24 protein-coding genes and 1 other RNA gene are annotated in these 24,767 nt (G+C 30.4%); 3 read left to right on the plus strand and 22 right to left on the minus strand.

Annotated features, from left to right (window positions below; all coding sequences use genetic code 11):
• Positions 1-38: 38 nt before the first annotated feature.
• From KEC93_RS24920 to dnaX, 14 genes are all read right to left on the minus strand, one after another.
• Entirely contained in the window at positions 39-839 is an 801-nt protein-coding gene (locus KEC93_RS24920) for an ABC transporter permease (RefSeq protein ID WP_039772956.1), read from the minus strand.
• A gap of 1 nt (position 840) precedes the next feature.
• On the minus strand, positions 841-1,704 hold the full coding sequence (locus KEC93_RS24925; protein WP_023974896.1) for an ABC transporter permease: 864 nt from the start codon (positions 1,702-1,704) through the stop codon (positions 841-843).
• A gap of 12 nt (positions 1,705-1,716) precedes the next feature.
• Positions 1,717-2,844, minus strand: coding sequence for an ABC transporter ATP-binding protein (locus KEC93_RS24930; RefSeq protein ID WP_023974897.1), 1,128 nt, complete (start codon positions 2,842-2,844; stop codon positions 1,717-1,719).
• Between the two features lie 31 nt (positions 2,845-2,875).
• Positions 2,876-3,970 carry a polyamine ABC transporter substrate-binding protein gene (locus KEC93_RS24935; protein WP_017212274.1) on the minus strand — a complete coding sequence of 365 codons (1,095 nt, stop codon included), beginning with the start codon at positions 3,968-3,970 and terminating at the stop codon, positions 2,876-2,878.
• A gap of 130 nt (positions 3,971-4,100) precedes the next feature.
• A complete protein-coding gene (locus tag KEC93_RS24940; RefSeq protein WP_012061092.1) occupies positions 4,101-4,448 on the minus strand; it encodes a P-II family nitrogen regulator in 348 nt (115 codons plus the stop codon).
• A gap of 166 nt (positions 4,449-4,614) precedes the next feature.
• Positions 4,615-5,376, minus strand: a complete 762-nt coding sequence (locus KEC93_RS24945) for a helix-turn-helix domain-containing protein (RefSeq protein ID WP_017212275.1) — start codon at positions 5,374-5,376, stop codon at positions 4,615-4,617.
• Between the two features lie 219 nt (positions 5,377-5,595).
• The gene (locus KEC93_RS24950; protein ID WP_017212276.1) at positions 5,596-5,772 is read right to left on the minus strand and encodes a hypothetical protein; all 177 of its coding nucleotides are present in this window, start codon (positions 5,770-5,772) and stop codon (positions 5,596-5,598) included.
• 145 nt (positions 5,773-5,917) lie between these two features.
• A complete protein-coding gene (locus KEC93_RS24955) occupies positions 5,918-7,948 on the minus strand; it encodes a M13-type metalloendopeptidase (RefSeq protein WP_077868173.1) in 2,031 nt (676 codons plus the stop codon).
• A 143-nt stretch (positions 7,949-8,091) separates the two neighbouring features.
• Positions 8,092-9,366, minus strand: coding sequence for a CHAP domain-containing protein (locus tag KEC93_RS24960; protein ID WP_039772952.1), 1,275 nt, complete (start codon positions 9,364-9,366; stop codon positions 8,092-8,094).
• Between the two features lie 343 nt (positions 9,367-9,709).
• Positions 9,710-9,979 (minus strand): pro-sigmaK processing inhibitor BofA family protein, encoded by a 270-nt coding sequence (locus tag KEC93_RS24965; RefSeq protein WP_077868172.1) that lies wholly within the window; start codon positions 9,977-9,979, stop codon positions 9,710-9,712.
• Positions 9,980-9,999: 20 nt separating this feature from the next.
• Complete coding sequence (locus tag KEC93_RS24970) at positions 10,000-10,278, minus strand: YaaL family protein (RefSeq protein WP_012061098.1); 279 nt, start codon at positions 10,276-10,278, stop codon at positions 10,000-10,002.
• 214 nt (positions 10,279-10,492) lie between these two features.
• Entirely contained in the window at positions 10,493-11,089 is a 597-nt protein-coding gene (gene recR, locus KEC93_RS24975) for a recombination mediator RecR (protein WP_077310223.1), read from the minus strand.
• A 111-nt stretch (positions 11,090-11,200) separates the two neighbouring features.
• The gene (locus KEC93_RS24980) at positions 11,201-11,542 is read right to left on the minus strand and encodes a YbaB/EbfC family nucleoid-associated protein (protein WP_023974902.1); all 342 of its coding nucleotides are present in this window, start codon (positions 11,540-11,542) and stop codon (positions 11,201-11,203) included.
• Positions 11,543-11,627: 85 nt separating this feature from the next.
• The gene (dnaX, locus tag KEC93_RS24985; protein ID WP_023974903.1) at positions 11,628-13,274 is read right to left on the minus strand and encodes a DNA polymerase III subunit gamma/tau; all 1,647 of its coding nucleotides are present in this window, start codon (positions 13,272-13,274) and stop codon (positions 11,628-11,630) included.
• A 298-nt stretch (positions 13,275-13,572) separates the two neighbouring features.
• Between dnaX and KEC93_RS24990 the strand changes: the two genes are divergently transcribed.
• The 3 genes from KEC93_RS24990 (at position 13,573) to KEC93_RS25000 (ending at position 15,935) form a co-directional block, all read left to right on the plus strand.
• Positions 13,573-14,364 (plus strand): thymidylate synthase, encoded by a 792-nt coding sequence (locus tag KEC93_RS24990; protein WP_077868171.1) that lies wholly within the window; start codon positions 13,573-13,575, stop codon positions 14,362-14,364.
• 68 nt (positions 14,365-14,432) lie between these two features.
• A complete protein-coding gene (locus KEC93_RS24995) occupies positions 14,433-14,924 on the plus strand; it encodes a dihydrofolate reductase (RefSeq protein ID WP_077868170.1) in 492 nt (163 codons plus the stop codon).
• Between the two features lie 126 nt (positions 14,925-15,050).
• Positions 15,051-15,935 carry a fumarylacetoacetate hydrolase family protein gene (locus tag KEC93_RS25000; RefSeq protein ID WP_077841654.1) on the plus strand — a complete coding sequence of 295 codons (885 nt, stop codon included), beginning with the start codon at positions 15,051-15,053 and terminating at the stop codon, positions 15,933-15,935.
• 154 nt (positions 15,936-16,089) lie between these two features.
• Here the strand turns inward: KEC93_RS25000 and ffs are convergent.
• From ffs to mscL, 8 genes are all read right to left on the minus strand, one after another.
• Positions 16,090-16,356: signal recognition particle sRNA large type (gene ffs, locus KEC93_RS25005), an RNA gene on the minus strand.
• Positions 16,357-16,672: 316 nt separating this feature from the next.
• Positions 16,673-17,224: a ferritin-like domain-containing protein gene (locus KEC93_RS25010; RefSeq protein WP_077868169.1), complete on the minus strand. Its 552-nt coding sequence runs from the start codon at positions 17,222-17,224 to the stop codon at positions 16,673-16,675.
• 103 nt (positions 17,225-17,327) lie between these two features.
• Complete coding sequence (crcB, locus tag KEC93_RS25015; RefSeq protein ID WP_023974908.1) at positions 17,328-17,705, minus strand: fluoride efflux transporter CrcB; 378 nt, start codon at positions 17,703-17,705, stop codon at positions 17,328-17,330.
• A gap of 149 nt (positions 17,706-17,854) precedes the next feature.
• On the minus strand, positions 17,855-18,490 hold the full coding sequence (locus KEC93_RS25020) for a TIGR01906 family membrane protein (RefSeq protein ID WP_031275840.1): 636 nt from the start codon (positions 18,488-18,490) through the stop codon (positions 17,855-17,857).
• 134 nt (positions 18,491-18,624) lie between these two features.
• Entirely contained in the window at positions 18,625-19,092 is a 468-nt protein-coding gene (locus tag KEC93_RS25025; protein WP_012061108.1) for a chemotaxis protein CheX, read from the minus strand.
• A complete protein-coding gene (locus tag KEC93_RS25030; RefSeq protein ID WP_023974910.1) occupies positions 19,074-19,949 on the minus strand; it encodes a response regulator in 876 nt (291 codons plus the stop codon). Before KEC93_RS25030 ends, KEC93_RS25025 begins: the two co-directional genes overlap by 19 nt.
• Positions 19,950-20,301: 352 nt before the next feature.
• Positions 20,302-23,742 (minus strand): pyruvate carboxylase, encoded by a 3,441-nt coding sequence (locus KEC93_RS25035; RefSeq protein ID WP_077829451.1) that lies wholly within the window; start codon positions 23,740-23,742, stop codon positions 20,302-20,304.
• A gap of 309 nt (positions 23,743-24,051) precedes the next feature.
• Positions 24,052-24,492 carry a large conductance mechanosensitive channel protein MscL gene (gene mscL, locus KEC93_RS25040; RefSeq protein ID WP_012061111.1) on the minus strand — a complete coding sequence of 147 codons (441 nt, stop codon included), beginning with the start codon at positions 24,490-24,492 and terminating at the stop codon, positions 24,052-24,054.
• Positions 24,493-24,767 lie beyond the last annotated feature (275 nt).

Raw genomic sequence — 24,767 nt, forward strand, 5'->3', positions numbered from 1 at the left:
AAATAAATAACAGACAAATATTCCGTTCTACTATTCTCTTATTGTGACTTAAGCTTCCTAACTTGAAATGCAGTATTTAAAGCTATAATTATAATAGTTATAACCATTATTACTGTGGATAAAGCATTTACTTCTGGTGTTACTCCAGTCTTTACCATGGAGAAAATTTTAAGTGGAAGTGTTGTACTTCCTGGTCCAGCTGTAAAGAAGCTAATTACAACATCATCAATAGATAATGAAAATGCCAGCATAGCACCAGACAAAACTCCTGGCATTATGAGCGGTAACGTTACTCTCCAGAAAGTCACAATCCTATTTGCACCTAAATCCATAGCTGCTTCTTCAAGATATTTATCAAATCCAGCAAGTCTTGCTCTCACTGTTATTACAACAAAAGGAATACTGAAAGTAATGTGAGATAAAGTAATACTAATTAATCCTAAAGGAATACTAAGAACTGAATATATTGAAAGTAGAGCAATACCAAGTACTACTTCTGGAATTACTATAGGGATGTATAATAATTTATCTATTACATCTCTTCCTCTAAATCTGTATTTACTTAGCCCTATAGCACCAATAGTTCCTATAATAGTTGAAATAATAGTACTTATAATCCCAATAATCAAAGTATTTGAAAGCGCCTCCATTAAAGTTCTATTTTTGAAGAAGGTCCCATACCATTGAAAAGTGAAATTTTCGAAAGTAATATTTAACTTTGAAGTATTAAATGAAAAAATAATTACATAAAAGATAGGAAGATATAAAAATAAGAAAACAAGATAAATATAAATATTTTTAAATATTCTAGATATATTCTTTTTCTGCATCTTTGTCATTTTACATACCTCCTAAGTCGTCCATATTACCACCTGATTTTTGGTATAACCATACAAGTACCAAAGTAATTACAATTAAAAATATTGAAATTGCTGATCCGAGTGGCCAATTCCTGGCGGTTATAAATTGAGTTCTAATAACATTACCAATTACTTGAGTTTTACTTCCTCCAAGTAAGTCAGTAACAAAGAAATATCCTAATGAAGGAATAAATACTAGAATACTGCCTGCAAATATTCCCGGCATCGTAAGTGGTAAGGTAACTTTCATAAAAGAAGTAATAGGTTTTGCTCCTAAATCACTACAGGCTTCCAAAAGCGATTTATCCAATTTTTCAATTGAGCTATATAAAGGTAAAATCATGAATGGTAATAACATATATACTAGACCTATCATTACCCCGGTTGTATTATATACTAGTTGAAGTGGTTCATTAATTAATCCTAATTTCAACAATAGTGAATTGATAATACCGTCCTTGCGAAGTAAATTGATCCATCCAAAAAGTCTAATTAACGAACTTACCAAGAAAGGAACTATTACCATAGCCATAAAAACTATCTTCTTTATAGTTGTTTTTTGGGCTATAAAGTAAGTAAATGGATATGCAATTACTATGCAGATTACAGTCGTAAAGGTCGAAATCAAAAATGATTCACCAAAAACCTTTAAATATAACGGATCAAATACTTGTACAAAATTATTTAATGTAAATCCAATAACAACTCCACCATAAGTCCCCTTATTCATAAAACTCATAACGAAGACATAAATAAATGGAATAGCCACTAGCAAAATCATCCATGCTGAAACTGGACCAACTGTGGTTATAAGAGGCATGTTTATTTTCTTTTTACTTTTCATTTAAGCACCTCCTTATTTTGTTTGGTTCTCTACTGTAAATACGGGATTATCTACAACATTGAAGACTTCTTGGCTTTGTGATTTAATAACAACTGCATCTTCCTTTTCCCAATACACATATACTTCTGAACCTATTGGTAGTAATTCCACTTTTGGAGTAGTATTCATCTTTATCTCCATTCCTGTTGGAAGCATAATTATTGTTTTATTAACATTCCCAATATAGACATGCTCTTTTACTTTTCCTACAAGAGTAAATCCTTCTATCGCTTCCTTAGATAATCTTATATTTTCAGGCCTTACTAGAACATAAATTATTTCATTATCCATAACCTGAGAATCCAATACTATAGCATCTCCATTTTCTAATTTTACTCTTGATAAATCATTCTCTAACTTATTAGCAACTCCATAAAAAATATTTGATTCTCCAATAAAATCTGCCACAAATTTAGATTTTGGCCTTTCATATATTTCCTTTGGTGTTCCTATTTGCTCTAAATCTCCTCCATACATAATTGCAATTCTATCACTCATTGTAAGTGCTTCCTCTTGATCATGAGTGACATAAACAAATGTAATTCCCAACTTTTTTTGAAGACGCTTCAATTCAAATTGCATTTGCTTTCTTAATTTTAAATCCAAAGCTCCTAAAGGTTCATCTAGAAGCAAAACCTTTGGTCTATTTATAAGGGCTCTTCCTATTGCAACCCTTTGTTTTTGTCCACCTGATAATTGATCTGGTTTTCTATTTTCAAATCCCACTAGCTGCACTAGCTCGAGAATTTCTGTAACACGCTGTTTAATTTCTGCTTTGTTAACTTTCTTGACTGATAATCCAAAAGCTAAATTATCATAAATAGTCATATGAGGAAATAGTGCATAGTTTTGGAAAACTGTATTTACTTCTCTCTCATAAGGTTCAGAGTTTTGAACCTCTTCCCCCTCAATATAAATGCTTCCACTAGTAGGTGTTTCGAAGCCTGCTATCATTCTCAAGGTTGTAGTTTTACCACAACCCGAGGGGCCAAGCATAGTTAAAAATTCACCTTTTTTTATATCAATAAATAGATCTCTAACTACATGATTATCTCCGTATTTTTTATTTATATTATCTATTTTCACGATAACCTCAGACATTTAATCCCCTCCAAAGTCTTATTTTTCACCCTTATCCTTTAAACTTAGTCCATAAGTCAGTTATCTTTGATACATTTTCTCCAATGTCTTGTAAACCTTGACTTTTCTTCATTTCAGCCTCCGGGATATTCATAATATTGTTATTTTTAAAGTCGTCTCCTAGAATATCTTTGGCTGCTTTGTTTGGATTTACATATGGGAAAGTCTTTGAAATAGTAGCACTTACTTCTGGATCTAATATATAGTTCATTAGTAAGTCTGCATTCTCAGAATTCTTAGCTCCGTTCACTTTCATCATCATATCAAATGTGAAGTAAATGCCTTCTTCTGGATAAACTACTTTAATTGCTGGATTCTCCTTAGCTGCTAAAGCGCATTCACCTCCATAAACAAGGCCTAATGAACACTCACCATTTAATAATAATGTTTTTGGACTATCACCATTGAATGCATGAATATTTGGTTTCAATTGTGTTAAAAAGTCCTCTGCTTTCTTTAATCCTTCATCGCTTGTATCATTTATCTTATATCCATTTGTCATTAATCCAATCCCGACTATTGGCCTAGCATCCTCAACAACAACCATAGTATCTTTATACTTAGGATTCAATAAATCTTTATATGATTTTATATTATCCTTAATTTTATCTGTATTAACTGCGATTAATATGCTTGTACCCAAATAAGGAATACTGTATTCATTTTTAGGATCATTTGCTTCATGTAAATATTGCTCATCAATATTTTTGAAGTTCTCTATTTTACTTGTATCTAATTTTTGAATCAAATCTTGAGATTTTAGTATATTAATATCTTGAGCCGGGCCAATAATCATATCATATGTCCCTTTACTTCCTGATTTAACTTTTGCAAGCATTTCATCTGGATCAGTAAATGTAGTCATATTAACTGTAACCCCATACTTTTCTTCAAAGCCTTTTAGGACGTCATCTGGCAGATATTCGGACCAGCAGATAACATTTAATTCCTTACTTTCACCAGAATTTTCACCTGTACTTCCATTAGAAGTTGATTGAGTATTTGAACCACAGCCAGATAAACTCATTGTTACCATGCATCCTATTGTTATACTTAATATAAGTTTCTTTAATATACCTTTTATCATCTAAATCACTCCTCTAAATAAAAATAGCTTTTATGCTTATAATTTCCTGAATCTTCTATCATGAGCTAAAACAAAAAAGTGCATAAAGATATTCATACCTTTATGCACCCTTGCATCTAAATATTTATAATTATAAAGCCTTACTTCCTCTTTCACCTGTCCTAATACGAACAACTTGTTCTATATTTCTAACAAAAATTTTTCCATCTCCAACATTGCCAGTTCCTACCTTGTCTATTACTGATAAGATAATATCTTCTATTATATTGTCCTCTACTACTGCCTCGACTTTAATTTTGGGTAATAAATTTATATTTGTTTTTAAACCCTTAATCTCATTTACACCTTCTAGCGAGCCTCTTTGAGTTCCACATCCCATTGCAGTTGATATTGTCATTCCACCACAGTGGTATTCATCCAAAATACTTTTAATAATTTCTAATTTTTCCGGTCTTATAATTAATACTATTTCTTTCATAACCTCTCTCCTCCCTAATTGCAAAATTATATACAAACTTCCATCTAAACAACTATTTCACTACTTCTTGTGAATAATATACTATCAAAATCTTTTTATAACAATTCACCAAAAACACCATTTTAATTATCCTTTTTAATATATAGATACCCCTAAAGTAGTATTCTCATCCTCTTTCTTTAACCATCTTAAATAGCTGAACTCTATTCTTAATACCTAGCTTTCTATATATATTAAGTACATGTTTCTTTAATGTATTATTTGTAATGCATAATTTATTGCTAATCTCACTGTTCTCTAATCCATTCATTAGTTCACATAACACAGCTTCCTCCCTTTTGGTTAATCCATAAGTATCTACACACTGGGAAATAGATATTTTTTCTCCACCCATGGAATTATTATTTAGATCCTGATATAACCTAAAGGCTAAATGTTCTTTAATAATATCAAGTACAAAAGAATCCTCATATATAAAATCTTCTTTTCCTTTTATTCTAAAGAAACATACTACACCAACAAACTGATTTTTGTGTGCCAATATCATATTTAGTGTATGATGCCAATTGTTAGGTTCAAAGTACTTTTTATAGTATTCCGTCTCTACTCTCTTTTTCTCTGAAATAATATCACTTTCTCTATATACTTTACTTTTACCACCAAACATTAATCCCCTGCTATAATCTATACCGTCATACTTGTCCATGTAATTTTCATCCGCTCTAGGCTTATAATTGTAAAATACTGGTTTAACCAATGTATGGCTATTTAATTCTGATGCAATATAAAAATCAGCACTATCAAAATCTAAAACTAAAGCCATCTGAGTAAGGAAATTTTTTCGCATAGTAGTAGAATTCTCAATAGAATTAATCTGATATACTATATTGTTAATAACCATCCAATCATTTGTTTCTAAACTACGCATTTGCTAAAACTTCCTTTCCTAAAGTATTGAATAATATAAAATAAGAGGCATATGTAATTCTCTTAATGAGATATTTACATATGCCTCTTTGCACATATCAATTTACTTATACATTATTTTACTCTTTCACTATTCGCCTTTCAACATTATCATTTGATTATTTTTTATACTAAACATACTCCTTTAGGAGTACATTTAAAGTAATTATAAAGTTATATTTTAATTGTCTTCATCAAAATATAATACTGATTCAGTTTCTCTACAATATTTAACGCACATACACTGTGCCAATTTTCTTGGACATTTATAACATAAACAAGTCAGATCCTTTCCATTACATCTTCCTTGCTTTAGTTCTCCACAATCTCCGCAATTTACTCCATTTCCTGCTGGCATAATAGCATCACTACTCCTTTAATTTTATACTTACATTATTATTAACTCAAAATTAATGAATGTCAAATTATAAGCCATTAATAAATAAATAGATAGCTTTTTTGAAAAGCTACCTATTTTTCACTTAAAACATATAAGATATCATTTACCAAATTCCTATTCTATCCCCCGGCTTAACATACATACCATCTTTTTCAGTAATTCCATATGTGTCATAGAACTTTTGAAATTGTGGTAGGACTGCATTTACTCTAACCTTATTAGGAGAGTGAACATCTATGATTAATGCATATGTTGCATATTCTTTTGTTGTTATTTGCCTCCAAGTAACTGCATAACTTTCAAAAAACGCTTTATAATTTGCATTATTCATTTCGCCTAGTATATCTAAAAGACAGGATACTCCACCTATATCTGCAATATTTTCTCCCACAGTAAGATTGCCATCTAACTTTTCACCAGGCATTGCTTCAATCTGACTATAAAAATTTGCAACCTTTTGAGTCTTTTGCATAAATTCTTTATAATCCTCTTCGGTCCACCAATTATTAAGGTTACCATCAGAATCATATTGGGCCCCAGTATTATCAAAAGCATGGCTAATTTCATGACCAATAATAACTCCAATTCCACCTAAATTAACTTCCTTAGGTGCATTTACATCATAAAAATGGCCTTGAATTATTCCGCCTGGTATAATAATCGAATTTTCTGTTGCACTATAAAAAGCATTGACTGTTTGAGGTTTAAACTGATCTTCATCTTTATCCACTAGTTTGTTTATTTTATTAAACATCTTATCACGCTCAAATATTCTAAGTGTCATTGCATTTTGGAAAAGTGATCCACCTTCTTCGTATGATTTAATATCTAACTTTGAATAATCATTCCAACTGTCAGGATACGCTATCTTTATCTTTAACTTATCTAGCTTATCAATAGCATTTTTTTTAGTTTGACTACTCATCCAATCAAGATTATCAATTCTCTTTTTGTAAACTGCTATAATATCCTTTGTTATGGATTCTACATCTTTTTTAGTCTTTTCAGGAACATATTTTTCAGAATAAAGTCTTCCAATAGCCATTCCCATCATAGAATTTACATTATCAACGGCCTCTTCCTCTTTTGATACATTACCAGTTATGCCTAGCATATTACTTGCGTATTCTTTATTGGCATTTTCAAAATCCTCACTTAAATAATTTGATGCATATAGTAAATTAACTATTTCAATATAATTTTTAATGAGAGGTAAATTTTCTTGATTATATAATTTATTAAATGCTTTCAACCATTCTGGATCTTCTAAAATAATCTTATTAGCTTTGTCTATTCCCATATAATTCATAATTTCTGGTAGATTTAAATTAGGAGCTAAATTATTTAATTCTGCTACTGTATATACATTATATTGTTCATCAATCAAATTCTTAGTTGTAGACTTTTCCTTTTTTCCTTTAATATACGGAGCTACCATTTCTTCAAATTTAAACATATCATCAACTTTTTTCTGAGATTCTTGTTGAGTATATCCACTTAACATCAATATTTTATTATAATAATCTTCCGTTAACTTACGCTCTTTTTTGCTATTCTCTGTTGGATTAGTATATTCATCTGAATCCCCTAAACTAAGCGCAGTAGGACTTATATAAAGTATATTTGTTTTCACATCTTTTATATCTTTTTCTACAGAAAACTTTATTGTTGAGTTTAATATCCTCTTATCCTTCCAGAGCTTAGTAATATCATCTATTGTTCCAATTGATTTAATTTCATCTAAATTTTCCTTTACTGGTTTTATCCCTTCTCTATTTCTTGCTTCTATATTTAAAGTATTATTGTAAATATTTATTATTTTCTTCTCATCACTATTTTCTTTATACGCATCCTTATTAATCAACAAATTGTTAATTATATCTTTGATTTGTTCTGTTACTTTATTCTCAACATCATCAAAAGTAGACGCAGTAGATTTTCCATCTTCAATTTTAGCATTTTTAATCCAATCACTATTTACTGCATCATAAAAATCATCATTTAATCTTACTCCTTGACTATTGTTTGTTACTGATGATTCCTCTGCCATTGCAACATTATGTGATCCATTAGATACAACCAGCATAAATGCTACTATACTTGCTACTATACTTAACTTTTTAATTTTTTTCATTACTACACCTCTCTTTCAGGATAGCTTTTTATAATTAGCTTTTATAACCTAATATTAACCTCTGTTTATATTACATGTGCAATAATATTTATTATGTTTCACTAATAAAAACTACTCCCTAGCCCCTTTAGCTTATGAAATTCTTAGTGGTTTGCCTTGTCCAGATAAATATATCCATATAAATAATTGGTATCATATATTTCTCTATACCTAAAAGTTACACCATTCCAAGTTGATTCTGATATATAAATTTTACCACCATCTATTTTTTCAACTATTGCTACATGTCCATCGCCTCCAGAATTAGGCATGTTAGATTTCCAAACTGCAATAGCTCCTACTCTAGGTTGAGAACCATACTGGTATTTACCGCTTTTTTGATTTGCGTCCCACCATTCATAGGCATTTCCTATAAATCCTGCATCACTTGGCTTTACTCCTGTAATTTCCCAAGCGCGTCCCCAAGCATACCATGTACAATTTCCTTTAATCGGTTTTCCTCCACTATAAAATGGTGGCGAAAGTTTAACTTTATAAAAAAGATTATCATCAGAATAGTAATACTTATTATCTGTACTTGGCTGTGTATTCCTTATATCACTAAGCGAACTACTGATCGCATTAGAATTTTTATTATCTACTGATGGAGTACCTACACTAGAATTAGGTATATTAGAAGAGCTTGGACTCTTTGTTGTATCATCTTCAGGTTTATTAAACGTGACCCATTTAGAGCTTACCCATCCCCTTTTTCCATTTATTATTATGGGATAGAATCCATTTTTTTCATCATCAACAATTTTAACCTGTGCACCTCTGTATATATTATCAATTATATCTGACGAAGTTGATGCATCTGATCGAACGTTTAATGAATCATTATTTGTCGCAACATATGCAATACGAGAATTTGTGTCATCCTTTACACCATTTACATTCTCTGATCCACTTTCTATTTGCTCAGTATTACCATTTAGCATTTCTCCGCTATCAGAGAAAGTATAAACTTTGCCACTTATGCCTAATGTTCCAGTTTCCATTTCTCCACTAAAATTAGTATAATACCAAGTGCCATTGTCATTTACCCATCCTATGCTCATTACCCCATCATTATTAAAGTGATACCACTTTTCACCAACCTTTTTCCAACCTATAGTCATCTCTCCACTATTAGATAGGTTGTACCATTTTCCATTATCACTAAGCCATCCTGTTTTCATTATTCCATCTGTATTAAAATAATACCACTTTTCATCAATTTCTTTCCAACCAGTAGTTTTAATATCTCCATCTAACCAACTCCAACCATTGTTCTTATCATTAATCCATTTAGCTGATGCTGAGATATAACACATGTTTGTTACCATTAGAGTTGTCATTCCCGTTATTATAATCTTTTTAAGAAATTCTTTGTTCACTTTCTTTTCCCCTTCATAAATTATTTCTTATACGTAACTCATAATATACTCTTTTATTGTTTATACATAAAAAATTACTACATTAATTTCAATATAAAACTAATCTCAATAAGTTAAAAGAGTCCCCCCTTGGAAAATAAATAATACTCTAGGAATTTTAATCCTTATACATTAAATATTAACTCAAAATCACTTAATTAACAAACATAATTATAATTAAAAATAACAAAATCTGTATTTAGAAACATAATAAACTTTTTATATTTCTAAATACAGACAATCTTTAAACAATTATTAAATTTTGCAATGTCAAAATTCTCTAAATGAAAATTCTAAAACTCAATTAAAGAAATAACCTTATTATAATCAAAACAATAACACCAGGAACTCCAAAAAAACCTGCTATCAAAGCGGTAATTGGATTAATCGCCAGCGAAAAATTAACATTTATGCCTATTAATCCGAGATTTGCAATTATAAAATTAGCTGAATATAATATTACAACGCCTATGATACCATTTATAAGTATTTTTATCGGCCATTTTAATAATCTTATCATTAAAAATAATAATATTATGCCTGCTAATCCATATATTAAATATTGTCCCTCCATATTTAGCTCCCCCACTTTATTTATTCAACAATTCGTACATTATTTTCTACTACATAATTATGTTCTACTCTTATCCCCTTTTCTCTTGCTATTGATAATAAGTAATCATATCTTTTTCTTGCAACATTCTCTGAATAAATAGCTACTTCTATTAATTTGTCATCGTTAACATTATTAAACATGCTACGAGCCACATTTATTTCCATTTTTGCAATTTCCATATCATGTAATAACTTAGCATACATAGTTGAGTCATTAGTCTTGTTCATCAGGTACTCTACAATATTTTTTTTATTCATGTAAATCCCTCCAAAAAACTTCTTACTACCATTTTATCCATTCAATGGTAAAAATATACATAATTTGATTTCATAATTTATTTTAATACTGTAACACTTTTTCAAATTTATATATATTATACTTAAGAAGCTTTTCACTCATGCAGATAGAAACTTCTAACTCCCATCTATGTAACACTTTTTAGGAACCTAATTTTATTTAGGTTCCTTTATTTTATATCTCTTTTCTTCCCTCTAGTGCCTTAGATAATGTAACTTCATCTGCATAATCTAAATCACCACCAACAGGTATTCCTGAAGCAATTCTAGTCACTTTAACATCAAGAGGTTTAAGTATCTTAGATATGTACATTGCAGTTGCCTCTCCTTCTATATTGGGATTAGTTGCCAATATTACTTCCTTTACATCTTCATTCATTCTGGCAACAAGTTCTCTGATTTTTATATCTTGAGGACCTCTTCCTTGCATTGGAGATATATTTCCATGTAATACATGATATACTCCATTGTATTCTTTAACCTTTTCCATTGTCATAATATCCTTTGGCTGCTCTACAACACATATTGTACCCTTATCTCTATTAGGATTCCCACATAATGCACAAGGATCTTTATCTGTAAAGTTTCCACATACCGAGCAATACTTAACCGTTCCTTTTGCCTTAACTAATGCATCCGCAAATTCCTTAACTTCATCATCCGGAAGATTTAATATATGTAATGTTAATCTTTGAGCCGTCTTTTGTCCAATACTTGGTAGCTTAGCGAATTCTTCTATCAACTTTTCTATGGCTACTGGATAAAACTCCATCATAATTTATAATTCTCCTTTATCTATATTTTTAGCCTATTATAAAAAGCATACAGGCTGAAGTTTCTTCTACACTCCTGTATGCTAACTTATTAATAACTATTGAAATTCTTAGAATAACCCGCCTGGCATTCCACCTGTTAGTTTACCCATTTTACTTGAAGTTTCCTCTTCTGCTTTTCTTAGTGCTTCATTAACAGCACTCATTACTAGGTCTTCAAGCATTTCAACGTCATCTGCATCTACAACTTCTGGTTTTATGTTAATTGATGATACTTCTTTTTTACCAGTTACTTTTACAACTACAGCACCACCACCTACTGATGCTTCAAATTCCTTTGTCTCAAGTTCCTTTTGCATATCTTCCATTTGCTTTTGAAGCTTTTGTGCTTGCTTCATAAGGTTATTCATATTTCCGCCACCAAAGCCTCCTGGAAATCCACCTTTTGCCATAAAAAATCCTCCTCTTTCTTGAATCTCATTCATTAATTATAAAACATCTTTTATTAATACTCAAGTTTAATGAATAAGTAACTTCTTATTCATCATATATTTCAAATGGTATTCCTTCTATTGTTTCTTTTAATAACTCTTCTTGATCTTTTACTTCATTATCATTTTTTACTACATAATCTACAATTACTTTTTCCTTTAGAACTTCTGAAAATACGGTATTCACAATTTCTCTGTATTCTGCCTTCTGTAACCTATCTTTATTAAATGCATACATTGAATCATATTCAAGTGTAACTATACCATTTTTTAAGCTATATGGCTTTGCTGTAACAATTGAAGCATAAACAATCATTGCCCTCTTTGCCTTGAACTTTTCTAATATTTCTGTCCATACTCTCCCAACATCATCTACTGTTAACGATGAATTTGGATTAGCTTCTAAATTAACACTGTTACTATTTATGTTACCCTTATTAATAGCATTTCTACTTTGATTATTATTTGAATTAGTTCCTATATTATTATGTGCAGATTTTAATTCTTCATTAATATTTTCTGATTGAACCATTCGGATCTTGCCAGTTTTTAATGATTCCTCCAACTTGTTTATTCTTGATAAAATAACCTCATTTGAAGTATCATACTCAATTTTACACATCTTTATAATAGCAAGCTCTAAATATAATCTACTTTGCTTGCTAGCTTTTGAATTTGTTTCCGAATCCTGAAGTATTCTAATAGCTCTCATTATTTCTTCTACTCTAATCTTTCTTCCTTGTTCTTTAATTAAATGAATATTTTCAAGAGACATGTCTAAAACTTCTTCTGGATTATTTGTAACCTTTACCATAAGTAAATTTCTAAAATGTGCTATTAAATCTTTAATGAACAATTGCATATCCTTACCAGAATAAACAAGCTTATCAATTATAATCATGGATTTTTCAATACTTCTATCTATAATGGCATAAGTTATGTCAAACAAATATTCATTTGTCACAAGTCCCAATATACTAACTAAATCTTCGTAGTTAATTTTATCTTCACCCATAGCAATCGCTTGATCTAATATACTTAATGCATCTCTCATTGCACCATCGCAGACTCTTGAAATTAAATCCAAACTTTTTTGCTCATAAGTTATTCCCTGAGAATCTGTTATCTTTTTAAGTCTGCTAGATATTTCTTTTTGGCTTATTCTCTTAAAATCAAATCTTTGACATCTAGATAGAATAGTTATAGGTAGCTTTTGCGGATCTGTTGTGGCTAATATAAATATTACTCTCTTAGGAGGCTCTTCTAAAGTTTTTAAGAACGCATTAACTGCTCCTACTGAAAGCATATGAACCTCATCCATTATATATATTTTATACCTAGCTTCCTGGGGCGGATATTTTGTATCATCTATAATGTCCCTAATTTTATCTATACCATTATTAGAAGCGGCATCAAGTTCTGTTACATCAATTGCTAATCCCTCATTTATTTTTCTACACATCTCACACTCGTTACATGGTTCTCCATTTTGTAAATCTAGACAATTTAATGCCTTTGCCATTACTTTTGCAGTTGATGTTTTTCCTGTTCCTCTAGTTCCACAAAAAAGATAAGCATGTGCAATTCTATCGTTTAAAATTTCATTCTTTAACGTTGTAGTTATATGTTCCTGTCCAACAACGTCTTCAAAATTCTTTGGTCTCCACTCTCTATATAGTGCTGTATAACCCACGGGATACCACCTCGCCATTTCTCTTAAATATAACATTATTATACACTATTGCTTGTGCAATGCAAAATACACAATTAGTTTTATATTACATATATTTGAAGAAATATATGTAATATAAAAATCTTTAAAAATAAATACTAATAGTTTCTTGAATTTACACTCCTTCTGAAGACCATATACTTTTAATATGCTTTTATCTAAAATATATTGGATGACTTGTTAAATACTTTAGGTTAAAATGTATATTGAATAATTTTATTATAAAAATAGTTTTTAAATATAAGGAGGCATATCTATAATGAGTTTATATGATGATAAATATTTAGCCATTGCTAATGATATATTAGAAAATGGTTACTTCGATAATAACAGAACTGGAGTCAAGACTTATAAACTACCTCATCAAATTATGCAATTTAATTTAGAAAAAGAATTTCCAATACTAACAACAAAATTTGTGGCATTTAAAACTGCCGTTAAAGAACTTCTTTGGATCTTTAAAGATCAATCAAACAGTGTAAAAGAACTTCAATCTCAAAACGTAAAAATATGGGATGAATGGATGATGGAAGACGGAACCATCGGAACTTCTTATGGTTGGATAGTGAAAAAGTTCGATCAAATGGATAAATTAATAGATGCATTAAAAAATAACCCACAAGATAGAAGAATGATGATTAATTTATGGCAGATTCCATACCTAGATAGCGCTCCTTTATATCCTTGCTGCTTTCTTACAATGTGGGATGTAACAGATGGGAAGCTCAACTGTATGCTTGTTCAACGAAGCGGAGATTGGGGACTTGGTGTTCCATTTAATACATCTCAGTATGCTGTATTAGTTCATCTGTTAGCTCAAGTTACTGGACTTAAGCCAGGATTATTTACTCATGTAATAAATAATGCTCATATATACGAAAATCAAGTATATGGTTTGAAACTTCAACTTACAAGAAAAAATGATGCATATAATGCTCCAAAACTTTGGATCAATCCAGAGATTACAAATTTCTATGATTTTACTCCTGACGACATAAAATTAGAAGATTATAAGCATCATGAATCTATAAAAATGGACGTATCAGTATAATTAAATTTAAGGCATATGAAAGAAAATAATATACTTTTTGATTGTGCCTAAGATAGGTGGGATAATAAATGATTTCAATAATTGTTGCTATTGCTAAAGATAATGTAATCGGAAAAGATAATAAATTATTATGGCATATTTCAGAGGATTTAAAGAGATTTAAAAAAATAACTACAGGCAAAAAAATGATTATGGGCAGAAAAACTTTTGAATCATTGCCTGGAATTTTACCTAATAGAGAACATATAGTTCTAACTAGAGATAATAATTTTAATGTAGATTCGGATAAGGTGACAATAGAGCACGATTTTAATTCAGTACTTCAAAGATATTTGGAGTGTGAAGATGAAGTCTTTATAATTGGAGGTGCTGAAATTTATAAACAATTTCTCCCTTATGCAAAGAAATTATACTTAACAAAAGTAGATGAAGAATTTGAAGGCGATACACATTTCCCTGGAATTAATTATTCAAATTATAATACTGAATACACATCAGAGAAATTTATTGACGAAAAGAATGGATTGCATTATACTTTTGTAAATTTAATACAGATGTAAATATACAGTAATATCAGTTTTAAATTCATATTACTCTATCATAATTACGAAGAATTAAATTCTATTTTAGAAATGGGCTAAAATACAACTTTAAAATAAAAAATCTTTAGAATTGGGGAATGTATTATGAAATTTGTAACTTTTAAGCATGAAGGTATAGAGCAAGTAGGAATACTAGCTCTCAATGAGCAAGGAGTTTATCCTATAAAATCTCTTGGCATTAATTATGATAGCATGATCAGTTTAATAGAAAACATAACAGATCATGAAATGGATCTTCTACAAAAATCATTAACTAATAATGATAAGGAATATATCTCCATAGAGGATATTTCTAAAATGCCTCCAATACCTAATCCTAATCAAGATATTATTTGTTTAGGTATCAACTATATGGAGCATGCAGTTGAATCTGCTCGATATAAAAACGAAGCCTTTGGTGGAGATAGACCATATGCAGTATATTTTTCTAAAAGAGTTAATACTGCGACTGCTGATGGTGATTATATCCCTAGTTATCCACAAATAGTTGATAGTCTAGATTATGAGGCTGAATTAGCAGTGATCATTGGAAAAGACGCTAAAGATGTACCTAAAGAAAAAGCTTTTGATTATGTTTTTGGCTATACTATAATAAATGATGTGAGTGCAAGAAACCTTCAAACAAGACATAAACAATGGTATTTCGGTAAAAGTTTAGATGGTTTTACTCCAATGGGGCCTTGTATTGTCACTAAAGATGAATTTGTTAATCCTCCAGTATTAAGGATATGCTCTAGAGTTAACGGAGAGCTAAGACAAAATAGTACTACTGATCTTATGATTACTTCAATACAAGACGTAATTCATGAATTGTCTCAGGGAATTACTTTAAAGGCTGGAACTATTATTGCAATGGGAACTCCAGCTGGTGTGGGCATGGGATTCATACCACCTAAATTCCTAAAGCCTGGCGATATAGTTGAATGCGAAATTGAAGGTATAGGCTGTCTTAAAAATATTGTAAAGTAAATAGTAAATTTAAATTAAATAGGATAAGAAAATGAGGGTATTTCATTGCTGAAATGCCCTCACTTTCTTATCCTATTGTGTCCTATGTTAATCCTATTGAAGAATAACCTAATTAATTTTTCATTTCCATGCTATAATTAAACATTAAAATAAACCATGCACCTCGCTTCGTTATTAGTTTTCTATACGTTACTAATGCAGTTAGCTCAGACCAGATTGATCCACGGCACATGGAAGGAACCACTTATCGCTGCTTCCTTCCAGATCTGACGAGGTTCATGGGCTTCCATTGCGTGGGACCCAGTCATCAACACCACTTACAAAAGTCAGACTATAAATCGCTAATACCTAAGCGAGGAATTCAATCCTGCTATAGCGGATTGCAGGTTACAGGGCACCGCTAACTCCCCATCTAGCATGGCAATGGTGGAATGATAAGGGTTTGCACCTTAATTTCTCCTATTGAGAAAATCGTCTCTTCTCAGACGTCAAACCATGTTAATCATTGCTTTTATCAAAAACACATTTTTAGAATTATTATTAATTTATTAAATGTCATTTTCGATACTTGTTAATGATAACACATAAAAAGTCTAAATTCAAGAACATTATTACTGTCTTTATGTTAAATTTATTCCATGCATACCATAATACAATAATAAAATTAACTTTATATCATTTCTTTCCTCATATTTTTTATTTAAATAAGCCTTAAATCTTTTCAAATTAAAGATTATCTACTCTTCAACAAGAATGATATGCTCTTTTTCTACGCCAGCTAAAGCTGCAAATATTTCAAATAAATTGCTGTCATTAACCTGATTTTTATATTTTTCATAATATCCAACAGCATGTTCTTCTTTTTGCTTTGCTAATTGTAAAAGTGCACTATCACTATCATATCTATCATAGCTAACTTTACTTAAATTAGGAGCCTTTATAAAGCCACCTAGTCTTTGATGTATTTTTGAATGACATATTTCTATTTTTGATAATACTTCAAATACTTTTTTGACTTTATCATTTTTAGCTCTCATAGCTGCCGTGTTATAAAAGTCACCATTAAAGAGCTCAAGCTTAACAGCATGATCTAAAATCTTCAAAGTATTTTCATCAAACAAGTCACTTTGTACTGCAATTATTTCATTACTTTCACTCAAATACTCCTTACCTACACCACAAAATGGACAATGAATAATATTGTCTATCGAATTCTTATTAATAAAAGCTTCTTCATTAAAATTAAAATTTCTTTCATTTATTTCCATACCACATATTTTACACTTCAAATAGTCCATCCCCCTTAAATTTCATATATATTTTAACATACTTTTCATAGACTTATTGCTTTAATCTCATCTTTTTTTAGTTTTTTAAAATAACTATTCTTTTCTAAATTGATATACTACATACTAATCTAGCTAAGGCAACTCCTCCTATGCTTAAAAATACGTTTAATAAAATGTTAGCAATTCCAAATAAGTATCTTCCGTCGCTAATTAAATTTATTGTTTCATAGCTAAATGTTGAAAATGTTGTTAACCCACCCATAACACCTGTTGTCAAAAAAAGCTTTAAATTGGGCGATATCAAATCTGTTGAAACACTTAGTTCCATTATCATTCCTATAAGGAAACCTCCGACTACGTTTACTATTAATGTTCCTAATGGAATATTAGAATTTATCATTTTTGCTGATTGCATGGTCACTAGGTATCTCATTACAGCTCCAATGCAACCGCCTATTCCAACATAAATAATCTTTTGCAAAATAATCTCCTCCTTAATAATAAAAAAACTCCCGCCTTTTAAAGCAAGAGTCTTTTAACATAGCGTATGTAGTATTAACCTCGCTATATTTAATCAGTTTTTCTTATAAATGTTATTATATACCAGAGAGTTTCAAAAGTAAATTATAATTAACTTTTCGAACCTAACTTGTTTCTAATATAAAGTAACTTTATAACGACAGTAACTACTATCAACAAAATTATTATACTCATTAATTCAAGCATAAAAAATTCTTCTGGTAATGCATTTATTATAGGATCAGTTCTAGGATCAAATATCCAGTAATTATTTCTAAAGAATATTTTATGAAAATAAATAAATGCTTTGGAAAAATCCTTTGCTGATATTGCACCAACAAATATGAATATTACTGCCATCATATTTACACCACTATTGAAATTTGCTATAAGCCTCTTTTTTAAATCATTTGATTTATTAGCCAATACTTTAAAGATTATAACGCCAATAAATATTATACTAAATACATATAGCGCTATAAATATTCTCTTCACCTCAAAAAAGTGTATCCTTCCGAATTCACTCATAGGTATACTATTAAACTTTAATTCCTTAATAAACGGATTCTGAACATAATAAATTACTCTTTTATAGTTATCCATTAATATTTCTGTTGATAATCCAGTGTATTCATTTAATTTATATCTTTGTATTGCATAACCATATATACTAGTTGTATTTAAAACACTTAAAACTATAATGGATATAATTGATATCGCATAAAATATATCTCTAGAAATCCCCAAAGCTATTCTTAAAACTTTTGAAAATATACTCTTATTTATATGAATTCACTTCCTTAAATAATCTAATTCGCCTTTAATAAAACCACTTATGATTTAAAATCACAAATGGTTTTATTATAAAAATTATAAATATTCTAAATTGTGTTTTTCTCCATTGAAATGTTAACCTCAATATTCATATCTCCAACACCCATTTGCACACATACAACTTTATCTGAACTCGCATTTGCAGTAAAGTTTCCATGTACAAGAGTTGGTGTAGATATATTTATATTAATATCTTCTTTTGAAAAATTAGTTGCTACAGTTGCAGTTAACATATTTGTAAGTTCTGAAATTGCACTTTGAGCCAATTCATCAAATTGTTCAACTGGCATTCCCATCATCATTGTAGATGCTATTCGTTTTGCATCATCTAAGCTTAACCCATAAATAACATTACCTTTAATGTCACCTATAATACCAACAATAATGACAACTCCAGGACTCTCTATGAATCTACCTCTTAGACTTATTCCCTTTTTCTCTACATCAGGTAACCCTAACTGTGGCAATACACTTGCAAAAGAATTTAATATTGGATTTATATAATTGACATCCATTCTCCTTCACCTCTTCCAAAGCCTATACTAATTGATAAATCTCCGAACTGAGTTTTTGCATTCGCAGAATAAGTAGTTTCTAATTCTGCTTTCGATATACTAATTGATTCTCCATGGAATGTGGTTGGCGGAGCAACCCTTAATCCAAATATCCTATTTCTTTTATTTATCATTGAGCATGCATTTCCTGCCGCCATATTTGTTATCTCAGACATAACATTAAGCATTTCTTCAGTATTCTTTACCTCTCTCTTAAGCAATGCCTTTCCTATGCTATTAGCAGTTTCAAATGACATATCGAAAATTATTCTTCCTGAATACTTTCCTATAACCCCCATGACAATTGAAATTCCCTTACTAATTTTCTCAACATTTTCATTACTTTCATGTGTAATCACCGGCACTGTTTTAGTAAGCTTATTAAAGACATCTAATAGAGCCTCTCTAAACACTGATGAATATAGACCTTCCAATTCTAAAAACAATTCTTCATCTGCCATAACTCTATTTATTAATAATGTTAATTCTTCTGCATCTACTGGCTTTTGTGCGTACCCACATACGTGATTCTTTTTCGCTTTTCTTACTATTTCATCATCCATCATAGAACTAACAATTATAACTTTAATATTAGGATCAATTTTATGTATTTCCCTTGTACATTCAAATCCATCAGTTCCTGGCATAGTCATATCCATTGTTACTAAATCCGGCTTCATATTTGTAACAACCTCAATAGTTTCCTCTAAGGAACCTGCTTCACCCACAACATTAAATCCACTTTCTGTCAATAAATCTCTCAATAAAGCAATTTGAAAAGGCGAGTCATCCACTATAACAATATTCACATTTTTCATAATTACACCACCTACCCCTTTATTTATAAATACAATCAACCTACCTAACTTTAATATCAATCTGTCTCACAATTCTCCTTCTTAAAATAACCATTAAATTTAATATGCTTTGTAAGTTAATCATATTATCATTATATTTTAAATTCTACTAATACTCAACGAAATTTCTACATAATATAATAAATTTATCATATTAATACATATTCTAGTTAAGATAAAAATCAGTAAATCACCCTATTTCTTATTTCATATTTATATTATATTTTGAGCTTGTCACTTTCTGTATAATTAATATTCCATCCACTATAAATAGCCCTATAAACTATCTTATAGGGCTATTTATATATGCTTATTATTTAAGTTTTACTAATAATTCACCTGTTTTAACTTGTTGTCCTTCACTTACTAAAACAGATTCAATAGTTCCTGCACTAGATGCAACAATATTTGTTTCCATCTTCATTGCTTCTACCACAAGTAAACTATCTCCTTCTTTTACACCGTCTCCTTCTTTTACAAGCACCTTGATTATGGTTCCTGGGATACTAGCTCCAACTTCTAGCTTATTATCAGGATCAGCCATCTTAGATGAATCATCCTTACCTGAATTACTGATAATTCTCTCAGTTTTATCTTTTATTTTAATTTCTCTTCTATTTCCATTGATTTCGAAATCTAAGGTTCTATTTCCTTCAGCATCAAGATCTCCGATTTTAACCAGTTGGACAATCATGGTCTTTCCTTCTGCTATTTCAATTTCACTGGTTTCTCCCTCTGCAAGTCCATGGAAGAATACATCACTGCCCATACGGCTTACGTCACCGTACTCTAATATAGATTTTATATATGCTTCAAATACATCTGGATATAATGCATAACTTATTACGTCTTTTTTGCATGGTGTGAACTTATACTTTTCTTTTAAGTATGTTTCAATCTTTCCAAAGTCTTCTGGTGGCAATAATTCACCTGGTCTAACAGTTATAGCCTCTTCTCCTTTTAATACAATTTCTTGTAAATCCTTAGGGAAACCGCCTTCTGGCTGACCCATCATTCCTTTGAAATATGAAACTACAGAATCTGGAAAGGCCATATTCTTAGCTTTTTCAACTATATTTTCAGGAGTTAAATCATTCTTAACCATGAAGATAGCTAAATCTCCAACCATTTTTGATGATGGAGTAACCTTGATTATGTCTCCAAGCATATCATTTACATCTTTATACATGTATTTTACATCATTAAATCTATGTCCAAGACCAAAGCTCTCAACTTGTGGCTTTAAGTTTGAATATTGTCCACCAGGTATTTCAAATTTATAAATTTCAGCACTTCCTGATTTTAAGTCTGATTCAAACTGGCTGTATACTGGTCTTACTGTATCCCAATAATCAGATATCTTTTGAATTCCGCTTAAATTAATACCTGTATCTCTATCTGTATTACGAAGAGCAGCAACAACTGAGTTTAAAGCCGGCTGACTTGTAAGTCCTGACATTCCATTGAAAGTTGTATCAACAATATCAACTCCTGCATCTGCTGCCATTAATACTGTAGCAACACCATTACCAGTAGTATCATGAGTATGAAGATGAATAGGGATCGAAACTTCATTCTTTAATGCAGTTATAAGCTTCTTAGCTGCATAAGGTTTAAGTAGTGCTGACATATCCTTTATTGCAAGAATATGAGCTCCCATTTTTTCAATTTCCTTAGCTTTATTTACATAGTACTCTAAGCTATATTTATCTCTTTTTTCATCTAAAATATCTCCAGTATAGCATAATGCTACTTCAGCTACCTTATTGCATTTTAATACTTCCTCTAAAGATACCTCTATGCCCTTTAACCAGTTAAGAGAATCAAAAATTCTAAATACATCTATTCCGCTGTCAGCTGATTCTTTTATAAATTCTCTTATAACATTATCTGGATAATTCTTATAACCTACACCATTTGCTCCTCTAACAAGCATTTGGAACATTACGTTTGGAATTCTCTTTCTTAACGATTCAAGTCTCTTCCATGGAGATTCCTTTAAGAATCTATAAGCAGTATCAAAAGTAGCTCCTCCCCACATTTCAAGTGAGAATAAATCATTTCCAAAAACTGCTGTTGCCTTTGCAATATTCTTCATGTCCTGGGTTCTAACACGAGTAGCCATTAAAGACTGCTGAGCATCTCTCATAGTTGTGTCTGTAAGAAGCAGCTTATTTTGATTTTTTATCCATTTAACTACACCTTCTGGACCTTCTGCATCTAAAATCTGCTTAGTTCCGCTTAAGCCTTCTAAAGATGCTATAGCTGGAATATCTGGCACGTCATATTCTTTCTTAGTACCCTTAGTTTCATTTACGATCTTTTCACCAATGAACTTTAATACTCTGTATTCTTCATCACTTCTAGGCCTTATATCAAATAATTGTGGATTATTTGATATAAAGTTAGTATCACATTCACCTTTTTTGAAGGTTTCATTATTTAACACATTAATTAAAAAGTCTACATTAGTTTTAACCCCTGAAATTGTAAGCTCCTTGATTGCACGTATGGATTTTCTAACAGCATCATCAAAAGTTCTTGCATATGCAGTACTCTTTACAAGTAAACTGTCATAATATGGGCTTATTACTGCGCCACTATATCCATTTCCTCCATCAAGTCTGATACCAAAACCTGATCCTGTTCTGTAAACATCAATTTTACCTGTGTCTGGTGAAAAATTATTTGCAGGATCTTCTGTAGTTATTCTACATTGGATTGCATATCCTCTTGGCTGTATATCGTCTTGAGAGTGTATACCTACTTCTGCAGAGCCTAACTCATAGCCTTCTGCTATTAAAATCTGGCTTTGAACTATATCAATTCCAGTGACCATTTCAGTAATTGTATGTTCAACCTGGATTCTTGGATTCATTTCTATAAAGTAATGATTTCCGTGCATATCAACTAAGAACTCTAGAGTTCCTGCACTTCTATAACCTACAGATTTAGCTATTTTAAGTGCATCTACGCAGATTTCTTCTCTTTTTTCTTGTGTTAATGATAATGCTGGAGCAATTTCGATAACCTTTTGGTGTCTTCTTTGAATAGAGCAGTCTCTTTCATAAAGATGTACTATGTTACCATACTTATCTCCAAGCACTTGTATTTCAATATGCTTTGGTCCTTCTATATATTTCTCAATGAACATATCATCATTACCAAAAGCTTTTTTTGCTTCATTCTTAGCATTTCTAAAAGAAGGTAGAAGCTCATTTTCGCTTCTTACTATTCTCATTCCTCTACCACCACCACCGGCAGCAGCTTTTATCATTACAGGAAAACCACATATTTTTGCAATTTCAATTGCTTCTTCTTCAGAAGATATAGGTTTTTCTACCCCTGGTATTACTGGAACGCCAACTTCTTTAGCTACTATTTTTGATTTAATTTTATCCCCCAATTTTTCCATCATTTCCGATTTTGGACCTATGAATTCTATACCAGCTTCTTCACATCTTCTAGCAAAGTCTGGATTTTCAGATAAAAATCCATATCCTGGATGGATAGCGTCTACATGTTTTTTTAATGCAAGATTTATTATTTCGTCAATGTTTAAATAAGCTTCAACTGGCCCCTTATTCTTTCCAATTTGATATGCTTCATGAGCCTTAGTTCTAAAAAGAGCAAACTTATCTTCTTCTGTGTATATAGCCACAGTTCTTATTCCAAGTTCATGACAAGCTCTGAAAATTCTTATTGCTATTTCGCCTCTGTTTGCAACCAGTACTCTTTTAAATTTTTTCCCCAATTAAAATACAACTCCTTCAATGCTTATTATTTTTATTTCATATGAATTATCTTTTAATGCATGTGTTAGTTGTTAGAAACCAATTATGCAATTTTTATAACTCATAAGTTGTCATAATACAAATTTTGTTCATTAAAAAATTAATATATTGATTATAACATATTTGACGTTAAATGATACATATTATTTATCTTTTCTATGAATCTTTACATAATTCTCACTATGCCTGCAAGCTATTTTTTTTCACAAATATGAAATATAAAAAAATTTTTCTTTCATTTTTCTGTATTTATACACCATCTCATTTATCTAATTTTCTTTCAATTCTGACGTACAATTAGGACATCTTGTTGCCTGCGAATTAATTTCGGTGTAGCAGTATTTACATTTTTTCTTATCAGGAACAATATTCTCTCCCTTTTTCTTAGTAAGTTTGCTTATTTGCTGTATAATAATAAAAATTGAGAATGCTACAATCAGAAAATCTATTATGTTATTTATAAATATTCCATAGTTAACTGTAGCCACTCCTGCATCTTTAGCTTCTTGAACAGTTTTAAAATTTCCACTTCCTAAAGTAAAGAATAAATTAGAGAAATCAACTCTTCCCATCAATAAGCCAACTAGTGGCATTATAATATCATTAACTAAAGATGTAACAATTTTGCTAAAAGCTCCACCAATAACAACACCTATCGCTAGACTAACCATGTTTCCTTTCATAGCAAATTCTTTGAATTCCTTAAACATTTTTATTCTCCTTTTTCTTGCTTTATTGTTTAAATGCGTAACTGCATTAAACATAGACTAATCATTCATAACTTATTTTATTATCTGTGACTTTAAATTTTTTATTCTTGTGAATTATTTTATATTCATTAATTAATAAACACGTGTATTATCGTGGAAATTATACCTTTCTACTTCTATTCTTTATCATCTATGTATTGATTTCAGGCTATTAAAACTTAAATATAACAAAAAAAAGAAATGTAATAATACCCAGTTTCTACAAACCACATATT

It is taken from the genome of Clostridium beijerinckii, from assembly GCF_018223745.1.
GTDB lineage: Bacteria > Bacillota > Clostridia > Clostridiales > Clostridiaceae > Clostridium > Clostridium beijerinckii.

Coding starts and splice junctions, on each gene's coding strand:
- KEC93_RS24920 (WP_039772956.1), bottom strand. CDS start 839: ATGACAAAGATGCAGAAAAAGAATATATCTAGAATATTTAAAAATATT.
- KEC93_RS24945 (WP_017212275.1), bottom strand. CDS start 5,376: ATGCGTAGTTTAGAAACAAATGATTGGATGGTTATTAACAATATAGTA.
- KEC93_RS24950 (WP_017212276.1), bottom strand. CDS start 5,772: ATGCCAGCAGGAAATGGAGTAAATTGCGGAGATTGTGGAGAACTAAAG.
- KEC93_RS25025 (WP_012061108.1), bottom strand. CDS start 19,092: ATGGATGTCAATTATATAAATCCAATATTAAATTCTTTTGCAAGTGTA.
- KEC93_RS24925 (WP_023974896.1), bottom strand. CDS start 1,704: ATGAAAAGTAAAAAGAAAATAAACATGCCTCTTATAACCACAGTTGGT.
- KEC93_RS24930 (WP_023974897.1), bottom strand. CDS start 2,844: ATGTCTGAGGTTATCGTGAAAATAGATAATATAAATAAAAAATACGGA.
- KEC93_RS25000 (WP_077841654.1), top strand. CDS start 15,051: ATGAAATTTGTAACTTTTAAGCATGAAGGTATAGAGCAAGTAGGAATA.
- KEC93_RS24935 (WP_017212274.1), bottom strand. CDS start 3,970: ATGATAAAAGGTATATTAAAGAAACTTATATTAAGTATAACAATAGGA.
- KEC93_RS24980 (WP_023974902.1), bottom strand. CDS start 11,542: ATGGCAAAAGGTGGATTTCCAGGAGGCTTTGGTGGCGGAAATATGAAT.
- mscL (WP_012061111.1), bottom strand. CDS start 24,492: ATGTTTAAGGAATTCAAAGAATTTGCTATGAAAGGAAACATGGTTAGT.
- KEC93_RS25030 (WP_023974910.1), bottom strand. CDS start 19,949: ATGAAAAATGTGAATATTGTTATAGTGGATGACTCGCCTTTTCAAATT.
- KEC93_RS24995 (WP_077868170.1), top strand. CDS start 14,433: ATGATTTCAATAATTGTTGCTATTGCTAAAGATAATGTAATCGGAAAA.
- KEC93_RS24940 (WP_012061092.1), bottom strand. CDS start 4,448: ATGAAAGAAATAGTATTAATTATAAGACCGGAAAAATTAGAAATTATT.
- KEC93_RS24990 (WP_077868171.1), top strand. CDS start 13,573: ATGAGTTTATATGATGATAAATATTTAGCCATTGCTAATGATATATTA.
- KEC93_RS24970 (WP_012061098.1), bottom strand. CDS start 10,278: ATGAATAAAAAAAATATTGTAGAGTACCTGATGAACAAGACTAATGAC.
- recR (WP_077310223.1), bottom strand. CDS start 11,089: ATGGAGTTTTATCCAGTAGCCATAGAAAAGTTGATAGAAGAATTCGCT.
- KEC93_RS24955 (WP_077868173.1), bottom strand. CDS start 7,948: ATGAAAAAAATTAAAAAGTTAAGTATAGTAGCAAGTATAGTAGCATTT.
- KEC93_RS24965 (WP_077868172.1), bottom strand. CDS start 9,979: ATGGAGGGACAATATTTAATATATGGATTAGCAGGCATAATATTATTA.